At 66.2% G+C, this 21,462-nt stretch carries 19 protein-coding genes and 1 pseudogene; 13 read left to right on the forward strand and 7 right to left on the reverse strand.

The annotated features are described in order from the left end of the window. Nucleotides 1-210: pseudogene (locus tag Q8M13_RS10580) on the reverse strand (hypothetical protein); the annotation flags it as partial. 295 nt (nucleotides 211-505) lie between these two features. Between Q8M13_RS10580 and Q8M13_RS10585 the strand changes: the two are divergent. Beyond that, complete coding sequence (locus Q8M13_RS10585) at nucleotides 506-1,354, forward strand: alpha/beta fold hydrolase (RefSeq protein WP_370870022.1); 849 nt, start codon at nucleotides 506-508, stop codon at nucleotides 1,352-1,354. A 93-nt stretch (nucleotides 1,355-1,447) separates the two neighbouring features. On the opposite strand, the gene Q8M13_RS10590 is transcribed toward Q8M13_RS10585, so the two are convergent. After that, the gene (locus Q8M13_RS10590) at nucleotides 1,448-2,380 is read right to left on the reverse strand and encodes a thioesterase family protein (protein ID WP_370870023.1); all 933 of its coding nucleotides are present in this window, start codon (nucleotides 2,378-2,380) and stop codon (nucleotides 1,448-1,450) included. 198 nt (nucleotides 2,381-2,578) lie between these two features. Between Q8M13_RS10590 and Q8M13_RS10595 the strand changes: the two genes are divergently transcribed. From Q8M13_RS10595 to Q8M13_RS10605, 3 genes are read left to right on the forward strand one after another with little or no spacing between them, the layout of a single operon-like run. Beyond that, nucleotides 2,579-3,394, forward strand: a complete 816-nt coding sequence (locus tag Q8M13_RS10595) for a cytochrome b/b6 domain-containing protein (protein ID WP_305299921.1) — start codon at nucleotides 2,579-2,581, stop codon at nucleotides 3,392-3,394. Then, nucleotides 3,391-4,164: a molybdopterin-binding protein gene (locus tag Q8M13_RS10600; protein ID WP_305299922.1), complete on the forward strand. Its 774-nt coding sequence runs from the start codon at nucleotides 3,391-3,393 to the stop codon at nucleotides 4,162-4,164. Before Q8M13_RS10595 ends, Q8M13_RS10600 begins: the two co-directional genes overlap by 4 nt. A 23-nt stretch (nucleotides 4,165-4,187) precedes the next feature. Then, on the forward strand, nucleotides 4,188-5,039 hold the full coding sequence (locus Q8M13_RS10605; protein ID WP_305299923.1) for a class I SAM-dependent methyltransferase: 852 nt from the start codon (nucleotides 4,188-4,190) through the stop codon (nucleotides 5,037-5,039). Here Q8M13_RS10605 and Q8M13_RS10610 read toward each other — a convergent pair. The 3 genes from Q8M13_RS10610 to Q8M13_RS10620 form a co-directional block, all read right to left on the reverse strand. Continuing rightward, nucleotides 5,036-5,836, reverse strand: a complete 801-nt coding sequence (locus tag Q8M13_RS10610; RefSeq protein ID WP_305299924.1) for a phosphatase PAP2 family protein — start codon at nucleotides 5,834-5,836, stop codon at nucleotides 5,036-5,038. The genes Q8M13_RS10605 and Q8M13_RS10610 overlap by 4 nt on opposite strands. A gap of 102 nt (nucleotides 5,837-5,938) precedes the next feature. After that, the gene (locus tag Q8M13_RS10615; protein ID WP_305299925.1) at nucleotides 5,939-7,000 is read right to left on the reverse strand and encodes a deoxyhypusine synthase; all 1,062 of its coding nucleotides are present in this window, start codon (nucleotides 6,998-7,000) and stop codon (nucleotides 5,939-5,941) included. Nucleotides 7,001-7,097: 97 nt separating this feature from the next. Continuing rightward, nucleotides 7,098-8,351, reverse strand: coding sequence for a type III PLP-dependent enzyme (locus tag Q8M13_RS10620; protein WP_305299926.1), 1,254 nt, complete (start codon nucleotides 8,349-8,351; stop codon nucleotides 7,098-7,100). A 600-nt stretch (nucleotides 8,352-8,951) separates the two neighbouring features. On the opposite strand from Q8M13_RS10620, the gene Q8M13_RS10625 reads away from it, so the two are divergent. From Q8M13_RS10625 to Q8M13_RS10665, 9 genes are all read left to right on the forward strand, one after another. After that, nucleotides 8,952-10,214, forward strand: a complete 1,263-nt coding sequence (locus Q8M13_RS10625) for a mechanosensitive ion channel family protein (RefSeq protein ID WP_305299927.1) — start codon at nucleotides 8,952-8,954, stop codon at nucleotides 10,212-10,214. Between the two features lie 56 nt (nucleotides 10,215-10,270). Next, nucleotides 10,271-12,199, forward strand: a complete 1,929-nt coding sequence (locus Q8M13_RS10630) for a BCCT family transporter (protein ID WP_305299928.1) — start codon at nucleotides 10,271-10,273, stop codon at nucleotides 12,197-12,199. A gap of 214 nt (nucleotides 12,200-12,413) precedes the next feature. After that, nucleotides 12,414-13,034 (forward strand): alpha/beta fold hydrolase, encoded by a 621-nt coding sequence (locus tag Q8M13_RS10635; RefSeq protein WP_305299929.1) that lies wholly within the window; start codon nucleotides 12,414-12,416, stop codon nucleotides 13,032-13,034. Continuing rightward, nucleotides 13,027-13,569, forward strand: a complete 543-nt coding sequence (locus tag Q8M13_RS10640; protein WP_305299930.1) for a GNAT family N-acetyltransferase — start codon at nucleotides 13,027-13,029, stop codon at nucleotides 13,567-13,569. The genes Q8M13_RS10635 and Q8M13_RS10640 overlap by 8 nt, the downstream gene beginning before the upstream one ends. A 153-nt stretch (nucleotides 13,570-13,722) precedes the next feature. After that, on the forward strand, nucleotides 13,723-14,517 hold the full coding sequence (phnC, locus tag Q8M13_RS10645) for a phosphonate ABC transporter ATP-binding protein (protein ID WP_305299931.1): 795 nt from the start codon (nucleotides 13,723-13,725) through the stop codon (nucleotides 14,515-14,517). Continuing rightward, the gene (gene phnD, locus Q8M13_RS10650; RefSeq protein ID WP_305299932.1) at nucleotides 14,514-15,524 is read left to right on the forward strand and encodes a phosphate/phosphite/phosphonate ABC transporter substrate-binding protein; all 1,011 of its coding nucleotides are present in this window, start codon (nucleotides 14,514-14,516) and stop codon (nucleotides 15,522-15,524) included. The genes phnC and phnD overlap by 4 nt, the downstream gene beginning before the upstream one ends. Next, entirely contained in the window at nucleotides 15,524-16,336 is an 813-nt protein-coding gene (gene phnE / locus Q8M13_RS10655; protein WP_305299933.1) for a phosphonate ABC transporter, permease protein PhnE, read from the forward strand. Before phnD ends, phnE begins: the two co-directional genes overlap by 1 nt. A 288-nt stretch (nucleotides 16,337-16,624) precedes the next feature. Next, on the forward strand, nucleotides 16,625-17,869 hold the full coding sequence (locus tag Q8M13_RS10660; protein ID WP_305299934.1) for an OprO/OprP family phosphate-selective porin: 1,245 nt from the start codon (nucleotides 16,625-16,627) through the stop codon (nucleotides 17,867-17,869). 47 nt (nucleotides 17,870-17,916) lie between these two features. Then, complete coding sequence (locus Q8M13_RS10665; protein ID WP_305299935.1) at nucleotides 17,917-18,957, forward strand: substrate-binding domain-containing protein; 1,041 nt, start codon at nucleotides 17,917-17,919, stop codon at nucleotides 18,955-18,957. A gap of 75 nt (nucleotides 18,958-19,032) precedes the next feature. On the opposite strand, the gene Q8M13_RS10670 is transcribed toward Q8M13_RS10665, so the two are convergent. Further along, complete coding sequence (locus Q8M13_RS10670; protein WP_305299936.1) at nucleotides 19,033-20,259, reverse strand: bifunctional alpha/beta hydrolase/OsmC family protein; 1,227 nt, start codon at nucleotides 20,257-20,259, stop codon at nucleotides 19,033-19,035. Nucleotides 20,260-20,298: 39 nt separating this feature from the next. Continuing rightward, nucleotides 20,299-21,396: a glycosyltransferase family 1 protein gene (locus Q8M13_RS10675; protein WP_305299999.1), complete on the reverse strand. Its 1,098-nt coding sequence runs from the start codon at nucleotides 21,394-21,396 to the stop codon at nucleotides 20,299-20,301. Between the last annotated feature and the right edge of the window lie 66 nt (nucleotides 21,397-21,462).

Genomic DNA, 21,462 nt, shown 5'->3' on the forward strand with positions numbered 1-21,462 from the left:
AGCGGCCTTCGAGGCGTCGGCGGCGGCGTCAGCGGCGGTGGCCGCAGCGTCGGTCGCGGTGTCGGCGGCGGCAGCGGCGGTCGAAGCTTCGGTGGTGGCTTCGGCAGCGGCGGCGTCGGCCTTTTCAGCCGGCTTGCCGCAGGCGGCGACGGAGAGAGCGGCGACGGCGGCGCCGGCGACGAGCAGCTTGCGGAGGATTTCGGTGGTCATGTTTCTAGGTCCCCTGGAAACGGAGTTGGTAGCAACATACGAAGGCGGCCCTGATGACCAACGTCGCGTGCGCAGGTCTGGAATATGCCTCGGTTTGGTCCCAGGGCAAGGCTTTAATTCACGCCCTCGTGATCACTTTTCGGGCCGGGGCCCTTAGAGCCTGAAAAACCAAGGCGTTGGTGGGGCTTGGCTAACTGTGGGTGAATGTGTTTTCGAGGTTCTGCGCTCTGAATTTGGGCGGGTCGACGGAGGATTGTGCATGGACTCGACGTTAACGAATGCCCCTCGAGAGCGGATGATCGAGCTCGAAGGCCGCGGCGGCGCCATCGCTGGGCTGGAGTTCGGGGACGTGACGCGACCGATCGACATCGTTTTCGTCCATGCGAACGGTTTCAACGCCCGCACCTACCGCTCGATTCTCGCGCCCTTGGCCGATGAGTTCCATATCCTGGCGGTGGATCAGCGCGGTCACGGCCGCTCGACCCTGCCGGCCGAGACGCTGGGGCGGACGTCCTGGGATGGCCTGCGCGACGACCTGCTGGCGCTGATGGCGACGTTGGATATTCGCGACGTCGTGTTGTCGGGACATTCCATGGGGGGCACCGCCTGCGTGCTGGCCCAGGCGGAGGCGCCCGAACGTGTGCGCAGCCTGATGTTGTTCGACCCGGTGGTGGTGCCCTCGCCCTCCGACGGCGGGGCGGACCCCGAGGCCTTCGCGAACTCTCCCCTGGTGCAAGGCGCGCGGCGGCGGCGGGCGGTGTTCCCCGACCGAGCCGCAGTGATCGCCGCCTATACCGGCCGCGGAGCGTTCAAGACCTGGCCGGCCGAAATGCTGGCTGACTATGTCGCCGACGGTTTCCGCGAGCGGGCCGATGGCGAGGTCGAGCTATCCTGCGCGCCGGAGTGGGAAGCCTCGAACTTCAGCTCCCACGCCCATGACACCTGGGGCGCGTTCGAACGGGCCCAGGCGCCGATTCGCATCTTGAAGGCCGAGGTCGGTTCGACCTGCCGCGAGGATCCGCGCTTCGACGCCCTTGTCGCGGCCGGCCGGATCGAGGCTGAGGTCGTTCCGGGAACCAGTCACTTCCTGCCGATGGAGCGTCCGGACCTGGTTCAGGCCGAACTGCGCAAGGCGGCGGGGTAGGGCGCGCTTCTCCTCTCCCCGCTGGGGAGAGGTCGGGTGAGGGGGCGCCGCTGCGCGCCGCCCCCTCACCTAGCCTCTCCCGAGGGAGAGGAACTAGAGCGCTAGCCCTGGCGCGCATTTGGCCATGAAGGCGGCCTGGGCTTCGGGGCTGATGTCGACGACTTTGCGCTTGTCGAGGTCGAAGGAGATCACCACGGCTTCGGCGCTGGCCCAGGGGGCGCCGGTTTCCGGGTCCACCATCCAGTGCATCACCCGGCGGGTGCGGGCGTCGCAGCCGGCGAATCCAGAGCGCAGTTCAACCCTGTCCCCCGGCTCGGGCCAGGCCAGGTGCAGGACCCGGTATTCCAGCACCGCGCCGCCGATCCGGGCGGCGGGTTCGCCCTCGGTGGCCTCGGGGCCGGGCCTCGTCTCGCCGAACAGCCTGCCGACCCCGTCAGAGACGCGGCCGATGAAGATTTCGGGCCTCATCCGGCCGAACACGTCGCACTCGGCCGGTCCGATGACGCCGAGGCCGATCCGGGTGAGACCAAGCTCGTCGGCGCGCGCCAGGCTGGCGGTCGGCGTCACCGGCGAAAGGTCGACGCTGCGGGCGGCGGCGAAGGCGGGAACCTGGGCGCGGAAGGCTTGGGCTTTTTCACGAATGCGGACGGGCCACGGGAACGGGCGCATGTCGCGCGTGGTGGCGTGCTCGACCACGAGCTGGAAGGTGGCGGCCGGTTCACCGGTCGGATGGCGGATCACGAGCAGCAGGCGCGCGTCGCTCTCACCCATCTCGATGACGCCGCCGGTCATGTAGAGCGAGGCGCCGGCCTTGGCCTCGCGCAGGAAGCGGATGTGCTGTTCGCGGACGATCACTGTCGCCTCGCCATCGCCGGCGAAAGCCCGCGGCATGCCGAGCTGGGCGGCGAGGCCCGCCAGTCCCTCCTGAGCCTTGGCCACCCAGAACCTCACGTTCATGTGGCCCATCTCGTCGCATTCCCAGGTGTTGACGCCGCCGCTCCAGACCTCGACGTTCTCGTCAGCCACTTCGATACTCCCCGGAAAATTCGAGCCGGGACCTTAGAGCGCTTTCCGACGAAGTGGATACCGGTTCGACGTCAGAAAGCGCGACAGGACAAAACACTAGGGCGAGGCCCGGAGACGCCACCGGCTGCCGCCGCATCCGGCGGGAGGTGGGCGCCGTAGCTGCTACGTGGCAAGCTGGGCCACCTGTAAGGAACCGCGATGCTCTCCGTCCCCTCCGCCAGCGTGCTCGTCCAGCGGCATAGCCTGGTCACGCGGCTGACGCACTGGATCAACGTCCTGGCCCTGCTGGTGCTGCTGACCAGCGGCCTGCAGATCTTCAACGCTCATCCCGCGCTCTATTGGGGCGACACCTCGACCTTCGCGCGGCCCTGGGCGGCGATGGTCGCGATGGAGCAGGGCGGCCAGCCGGTAGGAATCACCAAGATCGGGCCGGCGATGTTCGAGACCACCGGCGTGTTCGGCTTCTCGGGCGACCAAGTGCGCGGCTTTCCGGCCTGGACCACCTTGCCGACCTATCGCAGCCTGGCCGACGGGCGACGCTGGCACTTCTTCTTTGCGTGGGTCTTCGCCCTGAACGGACTGGTCTATCTGAGCGCCAATATCGCCAACGGCCATGTGCGCCGCGACCTGCTGCCGGAACGCGATCAGCTTAAGCCTCGTCACCTGCTGGCCGAGATCGCCGATCACGCGCGGCTGCGGTTTCCGAAGGGCGAGGCCGCGCGGCGCTACAACGCCCTGCAGAAGCTGACCTATCTGGCGGTGATCTTCGTCCTGTTGCCGATGATGGTGCTGACGGGCCTTTCGATGTCGCCGGGCATGAACGCGGCCTGGCCATGGCTGCCGGAGCTGTTCGGCGGGCGGCAGTCGGCGCGGACCTTCCACTTCCTGTCTGCCAGCCTGATCGTGCTGTTCGTGGTGGTGCATGTGCTGATGGTGCTGGTCTCCAGCCCGCTGAACAGTCTGCGCTCGATGATCACCGGCCGTTTCGCCATTCGCCAGGGAGAAGGCCGATGAGCGCCACGCGCCGCCGATGGCTCTCGGGTCTGGCCGCCGCCGCCGGGGGAGCCATGCTGTCGGCCTGCGACAAGCTCACCATGAATCCTGGCGTGCAGAAGACCCTGGCCGGCGCCGAGGGGCTGACTCGCCGCGCCCAACGGCTGGTCACCAACCGCACGGCCCTGGCCGCGGAGTTTCCCGCGAGCGAAATCTCGCCAGACTTCCGCGCCAACGGCTCAACGTCGCCGGGCGATCCAGAGTACCGGGCGCTGGTGGATGGCGGCTTCGTCGATTGGCGGCTGGTGATCGACGGCCTGGTCGAGCGGCCCCTGTCGCTAAGCCTGGCGGAACTGCGCGCGCAGCCGGCCCGCACCCAGATCACTCGACATGATTGCGTCGAGGGCTGGTCGGCGATCGGCAAGTGGAGCGGCGCGCGCCTGGGACCGCTGCTCGACCAGGCCGGGTTGAAGGACGAAGCGCGCTACATCGTCTTCCACTGCGCCGACACCCTGGACCCGAACGCGCCGGAGGGGCTGGCCCGCTACTATGAGAGCATCGACCTGATCGATGCCTATCACCCGCAGTCGATCCTCGCCTACGACATGAACGGCGAGCCGCTGGCGGTGAAGCACGGCGCGCCGGCTCGGCTGCGGGTCGAGCGCCAGCTTGGCTACAAGCACGCCAAGTATGTGATGCGGATCGAGGCGGTGGCCGACTTCGCCCACCTCGGCGGCGGCAAGGGCGGGTTCTGGGAAGACCGCGGCTATGAGTGGTACGCTGGCATCTGAACCAGCGGAGAGGGACGGCGAACATGACTGTCGACAGCGGCGCCAACGCCGACCAGATCGCCTATTGGAACAACAGCGCCGGAGCGACCTGGGCTGCGTTGCAGGACCGCCTGGATCGCCAGATCGAGCCGCTGGGCCAACGGGCGATGGACGCCGGAGCGCCGAAGGCGGGCGAGCAGGTGTTGGATATCGGCTGTGGTTGCGGCCAGACCAGCCTTGAGCTGGCGCAGCGGGTGGGGCCGACCGGGCAGGTGCTCGGCGTCGATATTTCCGAGCCGATGCTGGAGGTCGCGCGCCGTCGTGGCGGCGAGGCTGGGATGGCGAATGTCAGCTTCCTGGCCGCCGACGCCCAGACCCAGGCCTTTCCGCCCGGCGGCTTCGACCTGGCCTTCTCGCGGTTCGGGGTGATGTTCTTCGACGATCCGACCGCCGCCTTTCGCAACATCGCCGCGGCCCTGAGGCAAGATGGGCGCCTAGCCTTCGTCTGCTGGCGGCCGCTGGCTGAAAATCCGTGGATGGGCGCGCCGATGCAGGCGGCCTTGTCGCTGCTGCCGCCGATGCCGCCGCCCGCTGATCCCACGGCGCCGGGCCCCTTCGCCTTTGCCGATCCCGAGCGTTTGCGGGGCATACTGGCGGCGGCCGGACTGGTGGAGATCGACATCGCGCCGCACGATCAGATGATCGGTGGCAACGACCTGGACGAGACGGTCGCCATGTCCCTGCGGGTCGGGCCGCTGGGCGCGGTGCTCCGCGAGAACCCCGAGCTGAAGGACGATGTGGTCGGCGCCATCCACGAGGCGCTGGCGCGGCATGTGACGCCGCAAGGCGTCATGCTCGCCTCGGCCACCTGGATCGTCACCGCCAAGCGGCCCTAATTGTAGGGCGACTTGGCGATCAACTCGGCCTCCGCCGCGCAGGCGGCGGGGTCGGGCGCCTTGGCGCTCTTGCGCAGGGCCGCGAGCTCCTGGCGTGCCGCGTCCATGTCGGCGCGGAACTGCGCCGAGCCGTGCAGGCCGGCGACCACGGCCGAGCCGTTGGTGCGGCCTGATTCCACCGCGCTCATATTGTGTACGCCGCAGAACAGCCGGCTTTCGCCGAACGAGCGGGCTCTGGTCAGGATCTGCGTGGAGCGGTCGGGAATCAGTTCGGCCAGGACCAGACCCACACTCCATCCCCAGGTGGTATGGCCCGAGGGATAGTCCGGACTGGCGGCCAGTCCGTCGGTCTTCTCGACGCAGATCGGGCCTTCGTCGATCAGATACGGGCGCTGGCGCTTGTAGATGTCCTTGGGGGTGTTCACCGCGCGGCGAACGTCGAAGCGCATGGTCATCAGGACCTTGGTCAGCTTCGGCGCCTTGTCGGGCGTTAGCTCCATGCCGATCGCGCAGCTCATGTCCTTCACGATGGCCGCCTCGTTGGCGTCGGCGATGGCCAGCGTCCAGCGCGGAGTGTCCTTGGACGAGCGGGTGGCCAGGAAGGTCGAGCGGTCGGCCTGGAAACGGATGGTTCCGGCGACCGGGGCCGGCGGCAGGATCTTGTAGGTGTCGGGGCCAGCTGAGCCGAGATAGCCGGTGGTGGAGGCGGCCGCCGGCGGGGCTGGTTCCTTGGCGATCGCCACGCCGCCTGCCGCGACGACGCCGCCCAGGGCCAAACTGATCAGTATGCGGTTCATGGCTGCCTCCCACCTATTTGGCGCGATCATGCGTGGGAGGCGGCGCGCTTCCAAGCCTGGAAACGAAAACGGCCGGGGCGAACCCCGGCCGTCTGACGTGTCTTATGCCTTCTTGTCGAAGAGCTTGGCCCAACGGGGCTTGGTGCGGTTCTTCCAGGAGCCGCGGTGCCAGGCGTCCGAGGCGATCAGCGGAACCACGGTGGTGGCTTCGGCGAAGACCATCTGTTCCCAGGTCACGTCGACCTTGCCCCAGGAGCAGGCTTCCTTGAGCGTCGAGGACGAGCAGGCGCCGTCGCGCACGTCGGCCACGGTGATCTGGACCGCGTACTTATGCATCTCGGCTTCGTGGCCGAGGATTTCGGCGCAGACCACGGTGTCCTGGGCGAAGTTTTTCGGCACGCCGCCGCCGACCATGAACAGGCCGGTGGTGCCGGCCGCCAGCTTGATGTCGGTCAGTTCGCGGAAGTCGGCGACCGAGTCGATGGTCAGGTAGGGCTTGCCCTCCTTCATCTTCTCGACCTGGTGCTTCACGAGGCCAAAGCCCGCCGATGAGTCGACGAAGGCGGGGCAGAAGATCGGCACGCCTTCGTGATAGGCGGTCTCGATCAGCGAATCCGGCTTCTTGGCGTTGCCGGCCGCCAGCCACTTGCCCATCTCGTAGATGAACTCGCGCGAAGAATAGGGCCGAGGCTCCAGCAGATTGCAGATCTCGTAGATCGTGCCGTCGCAGTTCTGGAGTTCTTCTTCGTCGATATAGGTGTCGTAGATGCGGTCGATATAGAGATCGCGCAGGTCGCGGTCGTCCACGTTCGACTGGGCTTGATAGTGCTTGAAGCCGAGGGCTTCGAAGAAGTCCATGTCCACGATCGAGGCGCCGGTCGCGACGATCGTGTCGATCATCCCGTACTTCACCATGTCGCGGTAGATGTGCATGCAGCCGCCGGCGCTGGTCGAGCCCGCGAGGGTCAGCCAGGTCGAGCAATCCTTGTCTTCCAGCGACATCGACCAGATGTCGGCGGCGCGCGCGGTATCGCGGCTGGTGAAGCTCATCTTGCGCATGGCGTCGATCACCGGGCGGGCGTCGTATTGATCGATCGCCACGTGCTCGACGGTGTTGGCCAGCAGCTCGGCCTTGCGGTTCGTCTTTTGAACGTCAGCGTTCATTCTTCAAGATCCCTTGGAGTTTGAGCGCCCGTCCGAATGGAAGAGGCGCGACCGGGACGGAGCGACCGGCCGCGCCTATAATAGCTGAGCAGCCGGCTTATTTCCGCCGACGCTTCTTCCCGCGTGCACGCGACAGCTTCACGACATTGTGGTTCTCCTGCCGGGGCAGGGGAATCGAACGCTGGGCCAGGCCAAACATCGAGGCCATCGGCGCGTCGCTGACCTCGACGGTCTCGGCGTCGCCGAAGCCGTTGAAGCGGGTGTTCATCGCAACGCCATAGGCGCCGAGCATGCCGATCTCGATGTAGTCGCCTTCGCGCACATCTTCCGGCAGCCAGAACGGGCCAGGCATGTGGTCGATCGAGTCGCAGGTCGGACCCCAGAAGCGATAGGGCTTCAGCGGCCCTTCGACTTCGTAAGCCTCGCCGTCCTCGTTGCGGAGCAACTTGACCGGAAAGGGCCATTTGGTGTGGGCCGCGTCGAACAGCGAACCGTACGAACCATCGTTCAGATACAGGGCGTCGTTCTTGCGCAGCTCGACCTTGGTGAGGATCGACGAGCCTTCGGCCACCAGAGCCCGGCCGGGTTCGCACCACAGCTCGGTCGTCTCGTGAACCATCATCTCGGCGAAGCCGCGGTCGATGGAGTCCATGTAATCGGTCAGGTCCGGCGGGATCATGCCGGGATAGACCGACGGGAAGCCGCCGCCCACATCGACCACGTCGGCGAAGACGCCGGCGCGGACCAGGGCGCGCGAGGCCTGGGTCATGGCTGCTTGGTACGCCGTAGGCCGCATGCACTGGCTGCCCACGTGGAAGGAGACGCCCATCAGGTCCTGGGTCGCCCGACGCGCGGCCAGCAGCAGGCCGGGGGCCTGGTGTTGATCGACGCCGAACTTGCCCGACAGCGAATAGGTCGCGCCTTCCGCCTCGACGCCGAGGCGGACGATCAGGTTCAAATCCTTGGCGTCGCCGGTGGCAGCCAGGATCTTGGCCAGCTCTTCGTGCGTATCCAGCGCGAAGGTGCGAACCCCATGATCGAAATAGGCGGCCGCGATCGCGGCGCGGCTCTTGACCGGGTGCATGAAGGCCATGCGGGAACCCGGCGCGAACTGCGCGACAAGCTCGATCTCGGGGACCGAGGCCACATCGAAGGACGTCACGCCATTGGCGGCCAAAGCCTCAATGACCCATGGCGAAGGATTGGCCTTCACCGCGTAGAAGACGTCGCCCTTGAAATTTTCCTGGAACCAGTGCGCCGCCGTGGCCACCGCGTCCGGTCGCGCTATTGCGACAGGACGTTCCGGAGGCCGCTGACGGACCAGGTCCAGGGGCTTATGGTACGTGTGCAATTCACGTAACCCCCATTGGCAGTTGAACCTAGCCGGCGTTAGCAGCGCTTTTTGAGGACATCGGGTCCGCCGGAGCGCTGCGAAATAGGGTCGATGGACTGGGATGTAAAGGGGTTTGTAAAAACATCACCAAACCCTGAGCCCGTCAGGGGTTGCGTGGGGGGAAATGTGACAAGGTTTCCACCAGGTTTACGGCCTCTGCCGAGGGGGCCGTTTCCCCTTGCGTACTAGGGAACAGGGGCCGTCCGGCCAGACGGTGAGCGCGGTCAAATGTGGCGAAGGAGGTGTTTTCAGTCTTCGCGGGCCGATCATCAAAAAAATTGAGTAGCTGTCGCCGAGCCTCACGGGAATGTCAGGTTGGTGAGGTGGATCCCTGCCGCCCCATTGTATAGGTTTCGCGCTCGCAGGATGTGGGTGAGACCGCGAGGCCAGATTAATTTCAGTCCTCCGATACGGATGAGCTCCTAAATCCAAAAGGCGTCTGGCCAACATGGCCCGATGCGCAACATGCGCGGTCCTGATGTTGTCGCTTGAGCGGCTTGTTCTCTAAGGATCCACCGTGCTCGCCGCCACGCCCCGTTCTTGACGGCGCGCGCGGGTTTGAACCGAGAGACGCTTCCTATCTTCGATCATCTTGTCGCTCTGCCGCCGCTTCCATCGTGGTTGGAGGCTCTGCTGGGCCTGGCGGTTCTCGCCATTGGCGCGGTCCTGGCCAATCTCATCGTGAGGCAGACGATCCAGCGCGTCTTCCGTCGCGCCGCGGCGACTTGGCATGCGCGCGGATCGCAGGCCCTGACTCAAATGGTCCGGCGGCTCGCCAATGTCGTGCCGGCGATCATCGTCGCCCGCGGCGTCGGGTCAGTTCCTCACCTCGCCGAGCCAGTGATCATGGTGGTCCGCAATGTCAGCGGCGCCTTCATGGTCCTGACTATCGCGCTGGCGGTCGGGGCTGGGCTCAATCTTGTCAACGAGGCCTATCAGCGACGTCCGGACGCCGGGAGCCGGCCCATCAAGGGCTACGTTCAGGTGGTCAAGATCCTGGTCTACGCCGGGGCGGCCATCCTGATCGCGGCGGCGCTGATGGAGCAGTCGCCCCTGTTGCTGCTGTCGGGACTGGGCGCGATGGCGGCGGTGCTGATGCTGGTCTTCAAGGACACCATCCTGTCGCTGGTGGCGTCGGTGCAATTGACGTCGAACGACATGCTGCGCGTCGGCGACTGGATCGAGATGCCCCAGCTCAATGCCGACGGCGATGTGATCGATATCGCCCTTCATACGGTCAAGGTGCAGAACTGGGACAAGACGATCACCACCATCCCGACCCACCGCCTGATCACCGAGTCCTATAAGAACTGGCGGGGGATGTTCGACACTGGTGGCCGGCGGATCAAGCGCGCCCTGCTGATCGACCAGAGCAGCGTTCGTTTCCTGTCAGAGCAGGAGCGCGCCGAGATGCAGCGCTTCGCCTTGATCGACGAGTATCTGGATCGCAAGCAAATCGAACTCGAACGCTCGAACGCGGTGCTGATCGCGGCCGGACGCGACCCGGTGAACACGCGCCGGGTGACCAATATCGGCACCTTCCGCGCCTATGTGATGGCCTATCTGAAAACCCACGGCTCGATCGCCCAGGACATGACCATGTTGGTGCGGCAGCTTCAGCCGACGGCCCAGGGTTTGCCGCTGGAGATCTATTGCTTCACCAACACGACCGCGTGGGCAGAGTACGAGCCAATCCAGGCAGACATCTTCGACCACCTGATCGCCATCCTGCCTGAGTTCGGCCTCCGGCTTTTCCAGGCCCCCAGCGGGCTCGATATCGGGCGCGTCGTGGCCCAGACCGAGCAGCGGCTTTCGGCATGAGCAGGACGCCCGCACGGCGGTCAGGAACCGCGCCCCCGCCGAAGCGCTTGAAGCCTATGCTTGAGCGTAAGATGAACCCTCGAGTGTTCTGGGGCGCCAGCGCCATCATCGCGGCGCTGCTGGCGCTTGCGACTTTTGCGCCTGGTACCTCCGACTACGTGTTCACCGCCGCCCAGAGTTGGGTAATCGAGTCGTTCGGCTGGTTCTACGTGGCGGCCGTGGCCGGCTTCCTGGCCTTCGTGCTGTTTCTGGCCATCGGGCCCACCGGCAAGATCAAGCTCGGTCCCGACGATGTCGAGCCCGACTTTCCCTATGTCTCCTGGCTGGCGATGCTGTTCGCGGCCGGCATGGGCATCGGCCTGATGTACTTCGCGGTGGCCGAGCCGGTTCAGCACTATATCGCCCCTCCCGAGGCCGAGCCTGGCACGATCGACGCGGCGCGCGAGGCGATGGTCATCACCTTCGCCCACTGGGGCGTCCACGCCTGGGCGATCTATGCGGTAGTCGGCCTCAGCCTAGCCTATTTCTCCCATCGCAAGGGCCTGCCGCTGACGCTGCGCTCGGGGCTGCAGCCGCTGCTGGGCGACAAGATCAACGGCGGCATCGGTGATGCGGTCGATATCTTCGCGATCTGCGGGACGCTGTTTGGCATCGCTACGTCGCTCGGCCTGGGCGTGGCCCAAATCAACACCGGCCTCGAATATCTGTTCGGCGTGCCGAGCACACGCCTCAGTCAGATTTTGCTGATCGCCGGGGTGATGGGCTTGGCCACGATTTCGGTGCTGACGGGGGTGGACCGAGGGGTGCGTCGGCTCTCGGAGCTGAACCTCTTCATTGCGGTGCTGCTGATGGGCTTCGTGCTTGTCGCCGGTCCGACCGGTTTTCTGCTGAAAGCGCTGGTCCAGAATTTCGGGCTCTATCTCGACCACTTCTTCATTCGGACCTTCAATCTCTACGCCTATGAGCCGCGCGATTGGATGGCGAACTGGACCCTTTTCTATTGGGCTTGGTGGATCGCGTGGTCGCCGTTCGTCGGCATGTTCATCGCGCGGATTTCGCGCGGTCGAACGGTGCGGGAGTTCGTGATCGGGGTGCTGCTGGTGCCCAGCGCCTTTACGTTCCTCTGGATGACGGTGTTCGGCAATACGGCGATGTATCTGGACATGACGGTGGCGGCAGGAGCGATCTCGCAGGCCGTGCAGGCCGACCTCTCGACCGCCCTGTTCAAGTTCTTCGAATACCTGCCGGGCACTGCGATCACCTCGTCCTTGGCGGTCGCCCTGATCGTGGTCTTCTTCGTCACCTCGGCGGACTCCGGATCTTTGGTCATCGACACCATAGCGGCGGGCGGGGCCGAGGAGACGCCCGAGTGGCAGCGGGTCTACTGGTGCGTCCTTCAGGGCGTGGCGGCGGCGCTGCTGATGCTGGCCGGCGGGCTCAGCGCGCTCCAGGCCGCCACCCTGGTCGCAGCCTTGCCGTTCGCGATCATCATGATCTTGCTGGCGTGGGGTCTCTATCGCGGCTTGCGGGCTGATCTGCTGGGCGTTGCGGCCGTTCCTGATGCGCCGCTGCGGCTGAGGCTCAAGCGCATCCTTTCCCCGTCTCGTCGTCGGGACATCGAGGCGCAGATCGAACGCATCGGCGCCCCGGCCCTGGACGCCGTACGCGAGGCCCTGGCCGAAGAAGGCGTGGCCGCCAGCATCGAGCGGGAGGCCGGCGGCGTCGCGCTCCATGCCAAGGGTGCGGGCGCCGATTTCGTCTACCGCCTGCGGGCTGCGTCCCGACCCTTGCCGGCGTTTTCCCTGCTCGAGGCTCCAGAAGGACGGCGTGCGTTGGAATGGCGCCTGCGGGCCTCGACCGATGAGGTGGGCGCCAGGGGCGCCTACGACGTCACCGACCACACCCAGCAGCAGTTGATCAGCGACATCCTTGAGAAGCTGGCGCTGTGGCGTACGCGACACGCCTTCGTCGCACAGCAAGCTTGACCTGCGGCGCGGGGAGCTTGATCCTGGATCACATGGTTCTCCAGCGCGTCTTGCCCGCCCGACGCCGACGCCTTGTGGCGTTCGCTGCGGCATGCGTGGAGATCGGCTGACCCCAGATCCTTCGGGACTCAAAGTCGCCCCTGCAAACCGTTCGAACGCCAGCCCGCCCTCACCGGCGGGCTTTTTCGTCTGCGCCCCGCCAAAGGACACCGCCATGACCACCACGCCAACATGTCTCTTCCTGCCCGGCGCCGGCGCCGATCCAAATTTCTGGCGTCCTCTGGGCGAGCGCCTGCCGGCCTCGTGGGGAAAGGTCTATCTGGGCTGGCCGGGCCTGGGACATCAGCCGGCGGATCCTGGCGTGCGCGGCCTGGAGGATCTGGTCGGACTGGTCGAGGCGCAGATGGGCGATGGCCCGATGGACCTGTTGGCCCAGTCGATGGGCGGACTGATCGCGATGCTTGTCGCCCTGCGCCATCCGGGCCGGGTGCGGCGCATCGTGCTCTCGGTGACCAGCGCTGGGCTCGACATGAAGTCGCTGGGGGCCGCCGACTGGCAGGCGACCTATCACCGCAACCACCCAAACGCTGCTCGTTGGCTCAGCGACCTGCATGCCGATCTGTCAGCGCGATTGCCGCAGATCGCGTGCCCGGTGCTGCTGCTGTGGGGCGACGCCGATCCGATCAGCCCGTTGGCGGTGGGTGAACGCCTGCGCGACCTGCTGCCCAATGCGCGGCTGCACGTTCTGGCGGGCGGCGACCACGATCTTGTCCACCAGCGGGCCGCCGAGATCACGCCCTTGGTCGAAGCGCATCTAGGGCAGGCCGATGACTGACTTGTCCCTGCGACCTGCGACCCTGGCCGACGCACCAGCTATCGCCCGTCTGCATCTGGCGTCCTGGCGACAAGCCTATCGCGATCTGGCGCCCCGCGAGGCGTTTGAGGCGATGGATGAGGCGCTGCGGGTGCGGCGCTGGACGGCGATGCTGAGCGAGCCGTCAGCGCAGCAGGCGGTGGTGGTCGCCGAGCAGGATGGGCGCCTGGCGGGCGTCGGCATGGCGGCGGCCCCCTCGCAGCCCGAGTTCGGCGCCCGCGGGGAGATTTGCTCGCTCTATCTCGACCCCGGCTTCCAGCGCCGAGGACTGGGGCGGCGCCTGATGCTGGCCCTGGCCGAACAGGTGGGGGCGTGGGGCTATAGAGGCGCGGCCCTGGGCGTCGTCGTCGGCAACGAACCGGCGATAGCCTTCTACGAAACGCTGGGTGGAAGAGTGGCCGGCAAGTATATTGATCCGGGTCCACTTTGGCGTTCGGACAACCTGATCTTTGTCTGGGACGAGGTTTCAGACCTTGTCGCAGCCGCTTCCCGCTGACTTTCGTAGGACATTCGACGACTTGTCGCGGCGGGTTGCGCGATCGGACGCTAGACCGTACGCCGCGCGACATGTCATGAAGCCGTGGCAAGGGGGGACGGTTACTGTTGTTCCCGCCCGTGCGCGCGTTGATCCGAGGAAGCCTCGCCATCTATGTCTGACGCCGCCGTTCTGTCCGTGCGGAACGCCTCGAAGAGCTTCGGTTCTCGGCGCGCCCTCGATTCCGTTTCATTGAATGTGAGCAAGGGCGAGATGATCGCCCTGATCGGGCCGTCCGGCTCGGGCAAGTCGACGCTGCTGCGTTCGATCAGCGGCCTGCAGACCATCGACAGCGGCGCTGGCCGCATCGAGGCGTTTGGCGGGATCGTGCAGTCCGACGGCAAGATCAGCAGCAAGGTGCGCGATGCGCGCATCCGCATCGGGTTCATCTTCCAACAATTCAACCTGGTCGGCCGCCTGAGCCTGTTCTCCAACGTGGCCCTCGGTTCGCTGGGCCGCATCAACAAGGCGCGCGGCCTGTTCGGCCTGTGGCCGGCCGAGACCAAGACCGCGGTCATGGCGGCGCTCGCCCGCGTCGGGGTGGCCGACTACGCCGCCCAGCGCGCCAACACCCTGTCCGGCGGCCAGCAGCAGCGTGGCGCGATCGCCCGCGCCCTGGTCCAGCGGGCCAAGATCATCCTGGCCGACGAACCCGTCGCCTCGCTCGATCCGGTCTCGGCGCGCCGGGTCATGGAAATCTTGCGCGACCTGAACAAGGACGACGGCCTGACGGTCGTGGTCACCTTGCACCAGGTCGACTACGCCCTGCGTTATTGCGACCGCGTCGTGGCCTTGAAGGCCGGCAAGGTCGTCTATGACGGCCCGGCCGACGGCCTGGAACGCAAACAGCTTATCGACATCTACGGCCCGGAATTCGAAGACGTCTTCTGGGAAGGAGCCCCCAAATGATCCGTCGACACCTGCTGACCGCCTTTGGCGTCGCCGCGGCCCTGGCGCTTGGCGCCTGCGGTGGCGAGCCCGAGCAAAAGGCCGCCGGCGCGCCGAAGGAAATCACCTTCTCCATCCTGTCGGCCGAGAGCCAGCAGTCGATGGCGCCGCTCTGGCAGCCGCTGCTGGACGACATGTCGGAATATACCGGCGTCAAGGTGAAGCCCTACTTCGCCACCAACTACACCTCGCTGATCGAGGCGATGCGGTTCAACCAGGTGCAGGTGGGCTGGTTCTCGGCCCTGCCGGCGCTGGAAGCCACGCGCCGCGCTGAGGGCCAGGTGCTGGGCCGCGTGGTCGATTCCGGAGGCATCGCTTCCTACGAGTCCGTGCTGATCGTCCGCAAGGGCAGCGGCATCACGCTCGACGACGTGCTGAAGTGCGGCAAGCGCTACACCTTCGGTCTGGGCGACGCCAAATCGACCTCAGGCACCCTGGCTCCGATGGCCTATCTGTTCACGCCCAAGGACATCGAGCCGTCCAAGTGCTTCAAGGCCGTGCGTTCGGCCAGCCACCAGGCCAACGTCTTCTCCGTGGCCAATGGCGTGCTGGACATCGCGACCAACAACACGGTCGGACTGGTCTTCGCCGGTCGCGAGAACCCGCAGATCGCCGAGAAGATCGAAGTCATCTGGCGCTCGCCGCCGCTGCCTGAATCCTCGATCGTCGCCCGCAAGGACCTCGATCCGGCGGTGCGCGAGAAGATCCGCCAGTTCTTCCTGACCTATGGCGTTGGCGACACCCCGCGCGCGGAAAAGCAGCGCGAAGTGCTCAAGGGCCTGGCCTATGGCGGCTTCAAGGCCGCCGACGACAGCTACCTCGATCCGGTCCGCGAGATGGAGGCGGCCGAAGTCCTGGCCGACGCCAAGCGCGCCGGAGACCCGACCAAGATCGCCGCCGCCCAAAAGGCTTTTGACGACATTCGCGCCCAGGCCGCTCAGCGCCGCGCCATGAACCCGGACGCCTGATGCTCTCCAAGGAAGCTTCACTGGCGGTCGTGCCGCCCGCCCCGTCGCAGACGCTGGCCCAGCGCGCGCCCGACCTGCTGGTCTGGGGCGCGGTGATCGTGCTGCTGATGATCAGTTTCGGCCCGGTCGAGATCAACCGTCTGCCGATGCTGTTCTCGAACTCCGAGAACATGCGCTCGTTCGGCAAGGAGTTCCTGTCCCCGGACTTCACGCACTGGCGGCTCTATGTCGCCCAGATGTGGCTCACCGTGCAGATCGCGTTGTGGGGCACCGGGCTGGCGGTGATCCTGGCGATCCCGTTCGGCCTGGCCTGCGCTCGCAACATCTCGCCGCCGTGGATCCAGCAGCCGATGCGGATGCTGATGAACCTGCTGCGCTCTGTGCCCGATCTGGTGATCGGCACGCTATTCATCGTCGCCGTGGGCCTTGGTCCGTTCGCCGGCGTCATGGCGCTGGCGCTAAACACCGGCGGCGTGCTCGCCAAGCTGTTCTCCGAGGCCGTCGAGGCCATCGATAAGGGACCGGTCGAGGGCGTGCGCGCCACCGGCGCCACCCATCTGCAGGAAGTGGTCTGGGGCGTGATCCCGCAGGTCGCGCCGCTGTGGACCTCCTATGCGCTGTACCGCTTCGAATCCAACGCCCGCTCGGCGACGGTGCTGGGCCTGATCGGCGCCGGCGGTATCGGCCAGCTGCTGTTCGACGCCCTGAACGGCTTCAACTACGCCCAGGTCTCGGCCATCGCGGTGGTGATCGTGGTCGCCGTCTCGCTGATCGACTTCCTTTCGCAAGCGATGCGCTCGCGGCTCCTGTAGAGCGCGGTTCCTAGGGCGACCGTCGTGGTCGGCGGTCGCCTTTTTCTCCCCTGATCGTCCTCCCCGGGCTCTTGTCCCGGGGATCCATATGCGCGGCCTCTCGAAGCGAGGCGCCGAGTGTGGGCGCCTATTTATCCGTATACAGACCATAAGTCACAAATCTGAATCCAGCCCGTCACGAAACGGACGGCGTGCTGTCGCGAAAGATTGGCTGAAGCGTCACGGGACCTCGTTAAGCCGCCCCTAGCCTGAGAGGGCCAAGGGGATAGCTCTACAAGGATCCTAATAATGAAGATCAGAACCTCGCTCTGCGCCGGGGCGGCGCTGAGCGTTTTCGTGCTCGCCGCAAGCGCCGCGCAAGCTCAAGACACGACGGTCGCCTGGAAGGGCGCGCCGCAGTGGACCAACGACGATGTTCAATTCAAGGTTCGTGGCCGGGTGCTGCTGGACGCGGTGTTCGAAGATGTCGACCGCGAAACCGGCGCCGACCAGAACTTCCGCGCCTTCCGGGGCCGCCAGGTGTTCCTGGGCGTCGAAGGCAAGCTGAACAACTACCTCGCCTACAAGATCGAAGGCGGCTGGGTGAACGGCGGCACGCCGTCGTGGGATGACGTCGTCATCGAAGTGAAGCCGAACGACAACACCTCGATCATGTTCGGTAACATCAAGGCCGCCGGCCTTGAGAACCTCACCTCGACCCGCTTCACGACCTTCATGGACCGCGGACCGTACGGCGACTTCGGCGTCGACAGCTACCTGGTCAGCGCCGTCGCCAAGATGAACGGCATGAACTGGACCGTCACCGGCGCCGTGCAGGGCGACTCGATCAACAGCGCCGACGTGACGGCGGGCGAAGAGCGTATCGGCTTCACCGGCCGTGGTTCGTTCGCGCCGGTCCTGACCGACACCACCAAGGTCCACCTCGCGGCTTCGGCTCGCTGGCGCGACCATGGCGATGAAACCGCCTTCAACTATCAGAGCCGTCCGAACACCAACTTCGGCTCGCGCTACATCAATTCCGGCGCCATCGGCGATAAGGACACCACCTTCGCCGTCGAAGGCGCGGTGGTGCACAACCAGTTCTCGCTGCAAGGCGAATACGCCAACATCAAGGTCGATCGCCTGAAGACCGGCGCCTCGGCCGGCAGCGATCCGGACCTGCAGGTCGGCTACGTCTTCGCCAGCTTCTGGCCGACGGGCGAGATGCGGAACTACGACGCGACCAAGGGTGAGTTCGGTCGTCCGAAGATCCTCAACCCCGTGACCGCCGGCGGCTTCGGCGGCGTCGAACTGGCCGTCCGCTACGACTGGGCCGACCTGACCGACGCCTATTCGACGGCCTCCACGGCGGCATCGCGCACGCTCTCGCAGGACGCCGGCGAGTACACCGCCTGGACGCTCGGCGTGAACTACTACCCGACGGCCTATGTGCGGTTCCAAGCCAACTACACCATGGGCAAGAACGACAACCCGGTCGTCGGCCGCGACGTGGACGTCAACGTCTTCCAGATGCGCGCCCAGCTCGACTTCTAGGACCATAGCGCGGCCCCGCTTCGCGCGGGGCCGACAGGAGACATCACATGAAAAAGCTTCTGCTCTGCGCCGCGGCTGCGGCGACCACCCTGACGGCGGCCGCGCCGGCCTACGCCGCTCGTGACTACGTCTGGGCCGCCGGGTCCTCGACCGTCTTCCCCTTCGCCACCCGCGTCGCCGAGAACTACGCCAAGAAGACCGGCAAGAAGGCTCCGAAGATCGAGAGCCTGGGCACCGGGGGCGGCATCAAGCTGTTCTGCGGCGGCGTCGGCGACGCCTTCCCGGACATCGCCAACGCCTCGCGCCCGATGAAGAAGTCGGAATTCGACGCCTGCGCCGCCAAGGGCGTGAAGGATATCGTCGCGATCAAGATCGGCTTCGACGGTATCGTCGTGGCCACCGATAAGGACGGCCCGGACTATAATTTCAAGCGCGAGCACCTCTATCTCGGCCTGGCCGCCAACGTGCTGCGCCAGGGCAAGTTCGTCGCCAACCCCTACAAGACCTGGGACGAAATCGGCACCGGTCTGCCGGGCAACCGCATCAACGTCTATGGCCCGCCGCCCACCTCGGGCACCCGCGACGCCTGGGTCGAGCTGGCCATCGAGGAAGGCGCGCGCAAGTATCCGACCGCCGAGGAACTTCGCTCGAACAACGAGAAGAAGTTCAAGGAACTGGTCGATCCGATGCGCAAGGACGGCTGGGTCGACGCCGGCGAGAACGACAACGCCATCGTCGGCACCCTGACCAAGACCCCCGGCTCGCTGGGCGTCTTCGGGTGGTCCTACCTCGAAGAGAACATGGACAAGATCAAGGGCGCCTCGATCAATGGCGTGAAGCCCTCGGCCTCCACCATTTCTGACGGCTCCTACCCGCTGTCGCGTTCGCTCTACATCTACGTGAAGAAGGCCCACATCGGGGTGACCCAGGGCCTGCAGGAATACCTGAACGAGTTCGTCTCCGACGCGGCGACGGGCAAGGGCGGTTATCTGCAGGGCCGCGGCCTGATCCCGCTGCCGGCCAGCCAGCATGCCGGTCAGCAAGCGATCGCCAAGAGCCTGACGCCGATGGCGCGCCCGGCGTCCTAATACGCCTGGAACGACACGACCTCTGGAGAAAGACGCGCCGCGGGCCCTAAGGCCTGCGGCATTTTCCGTTTCTGGCTAGGCCTCGTCCCTGGAGCGGATCTTGGTCTCGACCATCGACCGCGCTTCCAGGGTGCGATGCACGGGGCACTTGCCCGCGATCTCCACGAAGTTGGCGCGCATGTCCTCGGTCAGCTCCGCATCGACCGAGATGACCCGGGTGAAGCAGTCGATCTTGCCGTTCTCGCCGCCGGCGACGCCGTCGCGGACATGCAGCTTCTCGTGCGAGACATCGACCTGGATGCGGCCGAGATCGAGTTGCTTGCGCTCGGCGTAGAGCCGCAGGGTCATCGAGGTGCAGGCGCCCAGGGCGATCGACAGGAAATCATAGGGCGAGGGGCCGGTGTCCGAGCCGCCGACGCTCTCGGGCTCGTCGGCGAACAGGCGATGGCGTCCGGCCTGCACGGCGTTCTGGAACCGTCCGACGCCGGTCTCCATGATCTGGACGTGCTCGATGGGCTCATCGCCCTGCGGTTCATCCTGCGCCAGGTAGCGCGGCAACCACCCGCCGATCACCTCGGCGGCGAAGGCCGCGTCCTTGGGATCGGTCAGGAAGTGATCGGCCCTGTCGAGCGAGACAAAGCTCTTGGGATGCTTGGCGGCCAGGAAAATCCGGGTGGCGTTGTCGACGCCCACCACCTGGTCCAGCGGCGAATGCAGGATCAACAGCGGCTTCTTCATCGTCGAGATCGCTTCGCGCAGCGAGCGGCGGCGGACGTCCTCGACGAACTGACGCTTGATCGTGAAGGTCTTGAGACCCAGCACCACCTGCGCCTCGCCTTTCTCCTCGATTTCCTGAAGGCTGGCGCCGAGGTGATGCAGCACATGGCTGGCGTCGGCCGGCGCGCCGATGGTGATCACCGCGCGCACCTCGGCGATGTCCTTGGCGACGGCCAGGACCGCAGCCCCGCCCAGCGAGTGGCCGATCAGCACCGAGGGCGCCTGATAGTGATCGCGCAGATAGTCGGCGGCCGCGATCAGGTCGGCGGTGTTCGAGGTGAAGTTGGTCGAGGCGAACTCGCCCTCGCTCGATCCCAGGCCGGTGAAGTCGAAGCGCAGCACCGCCACGCCCTGCCGCGCCAGGTCCGCGGCGATACGCCGAGCCGCCATCAGGTCCTTGGAGCAGGTGAAGCAGTGGGCGAACAGGGCGAAGGCCCGCACCGGCCCGTTCGGCAGGTCGAGGCGGGCGGCCAGGATCGCGCCGGAATGACCGGGAAATTCGACGCGTTGAGCGGTCGCGGGCATGGTCGTTCTCCGCTTAGTCGATACGTGGGGCGTCGTTCGTCAGGCCGCCTCTGGCCTGCGCCGCCGCACCCGCGCCAAACGCCGCAGCTTGCGCCAGAAGCGAGTCTTTTCCGGTTCCGGATAGGGCTGCAGATTGCGCACGAAGTCCTCGGCGCAGGCGCGCCAGGAGAAGCCTTCGGCGAAGGCCCGCACGACCTTGCGATCGAGCTTCAGGCATTCCAGGCAGGCCTCGCGCAGGCCCTCGGTTGCGCTGTGGGCCAGCACCCCGGCGCCCGAGCCCGGCAGGATGTCGATGGGGCCGGGGGCAGGATAGGCGGCCACCGGGATGCCGGCGGCCATCGCTTCCAGGATCACCAAGCCGAAGGTGTCGGTCAGCGAGGGAAACACGAACACGTCCGCGCAGGAGAAGTGCGCCGCCAGTTCGTCGCCGAACTTCGCGCCGGTGAAGACCGCCGCGGGGTAGCGCTCCATCAGCTCTTCGCGCTGCGGACCATCGCCCACCACCACCTTGGTGCCGGGCAGATCGAGGCCCAGGAAGGCCTCGATGTTTTTTTCAACCGCGACCCGGCCGACGGACAGGAAGATCGGCCGCGCCAGGCCCTCAAAGATGTCGGGCTCGTCCTCGCGCTTGGGATGGAACATCACGGTGTCGACGCCGCGCGACCAGACCGAGATATTGCCAAAGCCGTGGTGCTCGAGCTCGGTGCGCATGGTCGGGGTGGTGACCATCATGCGGCCCGACGGCTTGTGGAACCACTTCATGTAGGCGTAGCCGGCGGCCAGCGGCAAAGGCAGGCGGGCCGAGACATATTCGGGGAAACGGGTGTGATAGCTGGTCGTGAACGGCAGCTTCCACTCCACGCAGATGCGCCGCGCCGCCAGGCCGAGCGGCCCCTCGGTGGCGATGTGGATGGCTTCGGGCTCAAAGGCCTTGAAGCGTTCCTGCACCGGCTCGTGGGCGGCCAGCGCCACCTTGATCTCCGGATAGGTCGGCAGCGGGAAGGTCTTGAACTGGTCGGGGCTGATCACCTCGACCGAGTGGCCCAATTCCTTCAATTCGCCGACCACGCGGGTCAGGGTTCGGACCACGCCGTTGACCTGCGGCTCCCAGGCGTCGGTGACCAGCAGGATGCGCATCGGCCGGTGGCCGTTTTCATGCGGCGCGGTGATGGCGTCGCGAATGCGGGTCGAGGGGCGGGCGGG

Origin of the sequence: Phenylobacterium sp., from assembly GCF_030681155.1 — a bacterium.
Classification (GTDB): Bacteria; Pseudomonadota; Alphaproteobacteria; order Caulobacterales; family Caulobacteraceae; genus Phenylobacterium.

Coding starts and splice junctions, on each gene's coding strand:
- Q8M13_RS10610 (WP_305299924.1), bottom strand. CDS start 5,836: ATGAACCGCATACTGATCAGTTTGGCCCTGGGCGGCGTCGTCGCGGCA.
- Q8M13_RS10595 (WP_305299921.1), top strand. CDS start 2,579: ATGCTCTCCGTCCCCTCCGCCAGCGTGCTCGTCCAGCGGCATAGCCTG.
- phnE (WP_305299933.1), top strand. CDS start 15,524: ATGCTCTCCAAGGAAGCTTCACTGGCGGTCGTGCCGCCCGCCCCGTCG.
- Q8M13_RS10615 (WP_305299925.1), bottom strand. CDS start 7,000: ATGAACGCTGACGTTCAAAAGACGAACCGCAAGGCCGAGCTGCTGGCC.
- Q8M13_RS10605 (WP_305299923.1), top strand. CDS start 4,188: ATGACTGTCGACAGCGGCGCCAACGCCGACCAGATCGCCTATTGGAAC.
- phnC (WP_305299931.1), top strand. CDS start 13,723: ATGTCTGACGCCGCCGTTCTGTCCGTGCGGAACGCCTCGAAGAGCTTC.
- Q8M13_RS10585 (WP_370870022.1), top strand. CDS start 506: ATGATCGAGCTCGAAGGCCGCGGCGGCGCCATCGCTGGGCTGGAGTTC.
- Q8M13_RS10665 (WP_305299935.1), top strand. CDS start 17,917: ATGAAAAAGCTTCTGCTCTGCGCCGCGGCTGCGGCGACCACCCTGACG.
- Q8M13_RS10660 (WP_305299934.1), top strand. CDS start 16,625: ATGAAGATCAGAACCTCGCTCTGCGCCGGGGCGGCGCTGAGCGTTTTC.
- Q8M13_RS10630 (WP_305299928.1), top strand. CDS start 10,271: ATGCTTGAGCGTAAGATGAACCCTCGAGTGTTCTGGGGCGCCAGCGCC.
- Q8M13_RS10640 (WP_305299930.1), top strand. CDS start 13,027: ATGACTGACTTGTCCCTGCGACCTGCGACCCTGGCCGACGCACCAGCT.
- phnD (WP_305299932.1), top strand. CDS start 14,514: ATGATCCGTCGACACCTGCTGACCGCCTTTGGCGTCGCCGCGGCCCTG.
- Q8M13_RS10600 (WP_305299922.1), top strand. CDS start 3,391: ATGAGCGCCACGCGCCGCCGATGGCTCTCGGGTCTGGCCGCCGCCGCC.
- Q8M13_RS10635 (WP_305299929.1), top strand. CDS start 12,414: ATGACCACCACGCCAACATGTCTCTTCCTGCCCGGCGCCGGCGCCGAT.
- Q8M13_RS10670 (WP_305299936.1), bottom strand. CDS start 20,259: ATGCCCGCGACCGCTCAACGCGTCGAATTTCCCGGTCATTCCGGCGCG.
- Q8M13_RS10675 (WP_305299999.1), bottom strand. CDS start 21,396: ATGCGCATCCTGCTGGTCACCGACGCCTGGGAGCCGCAGGTCAACGGC.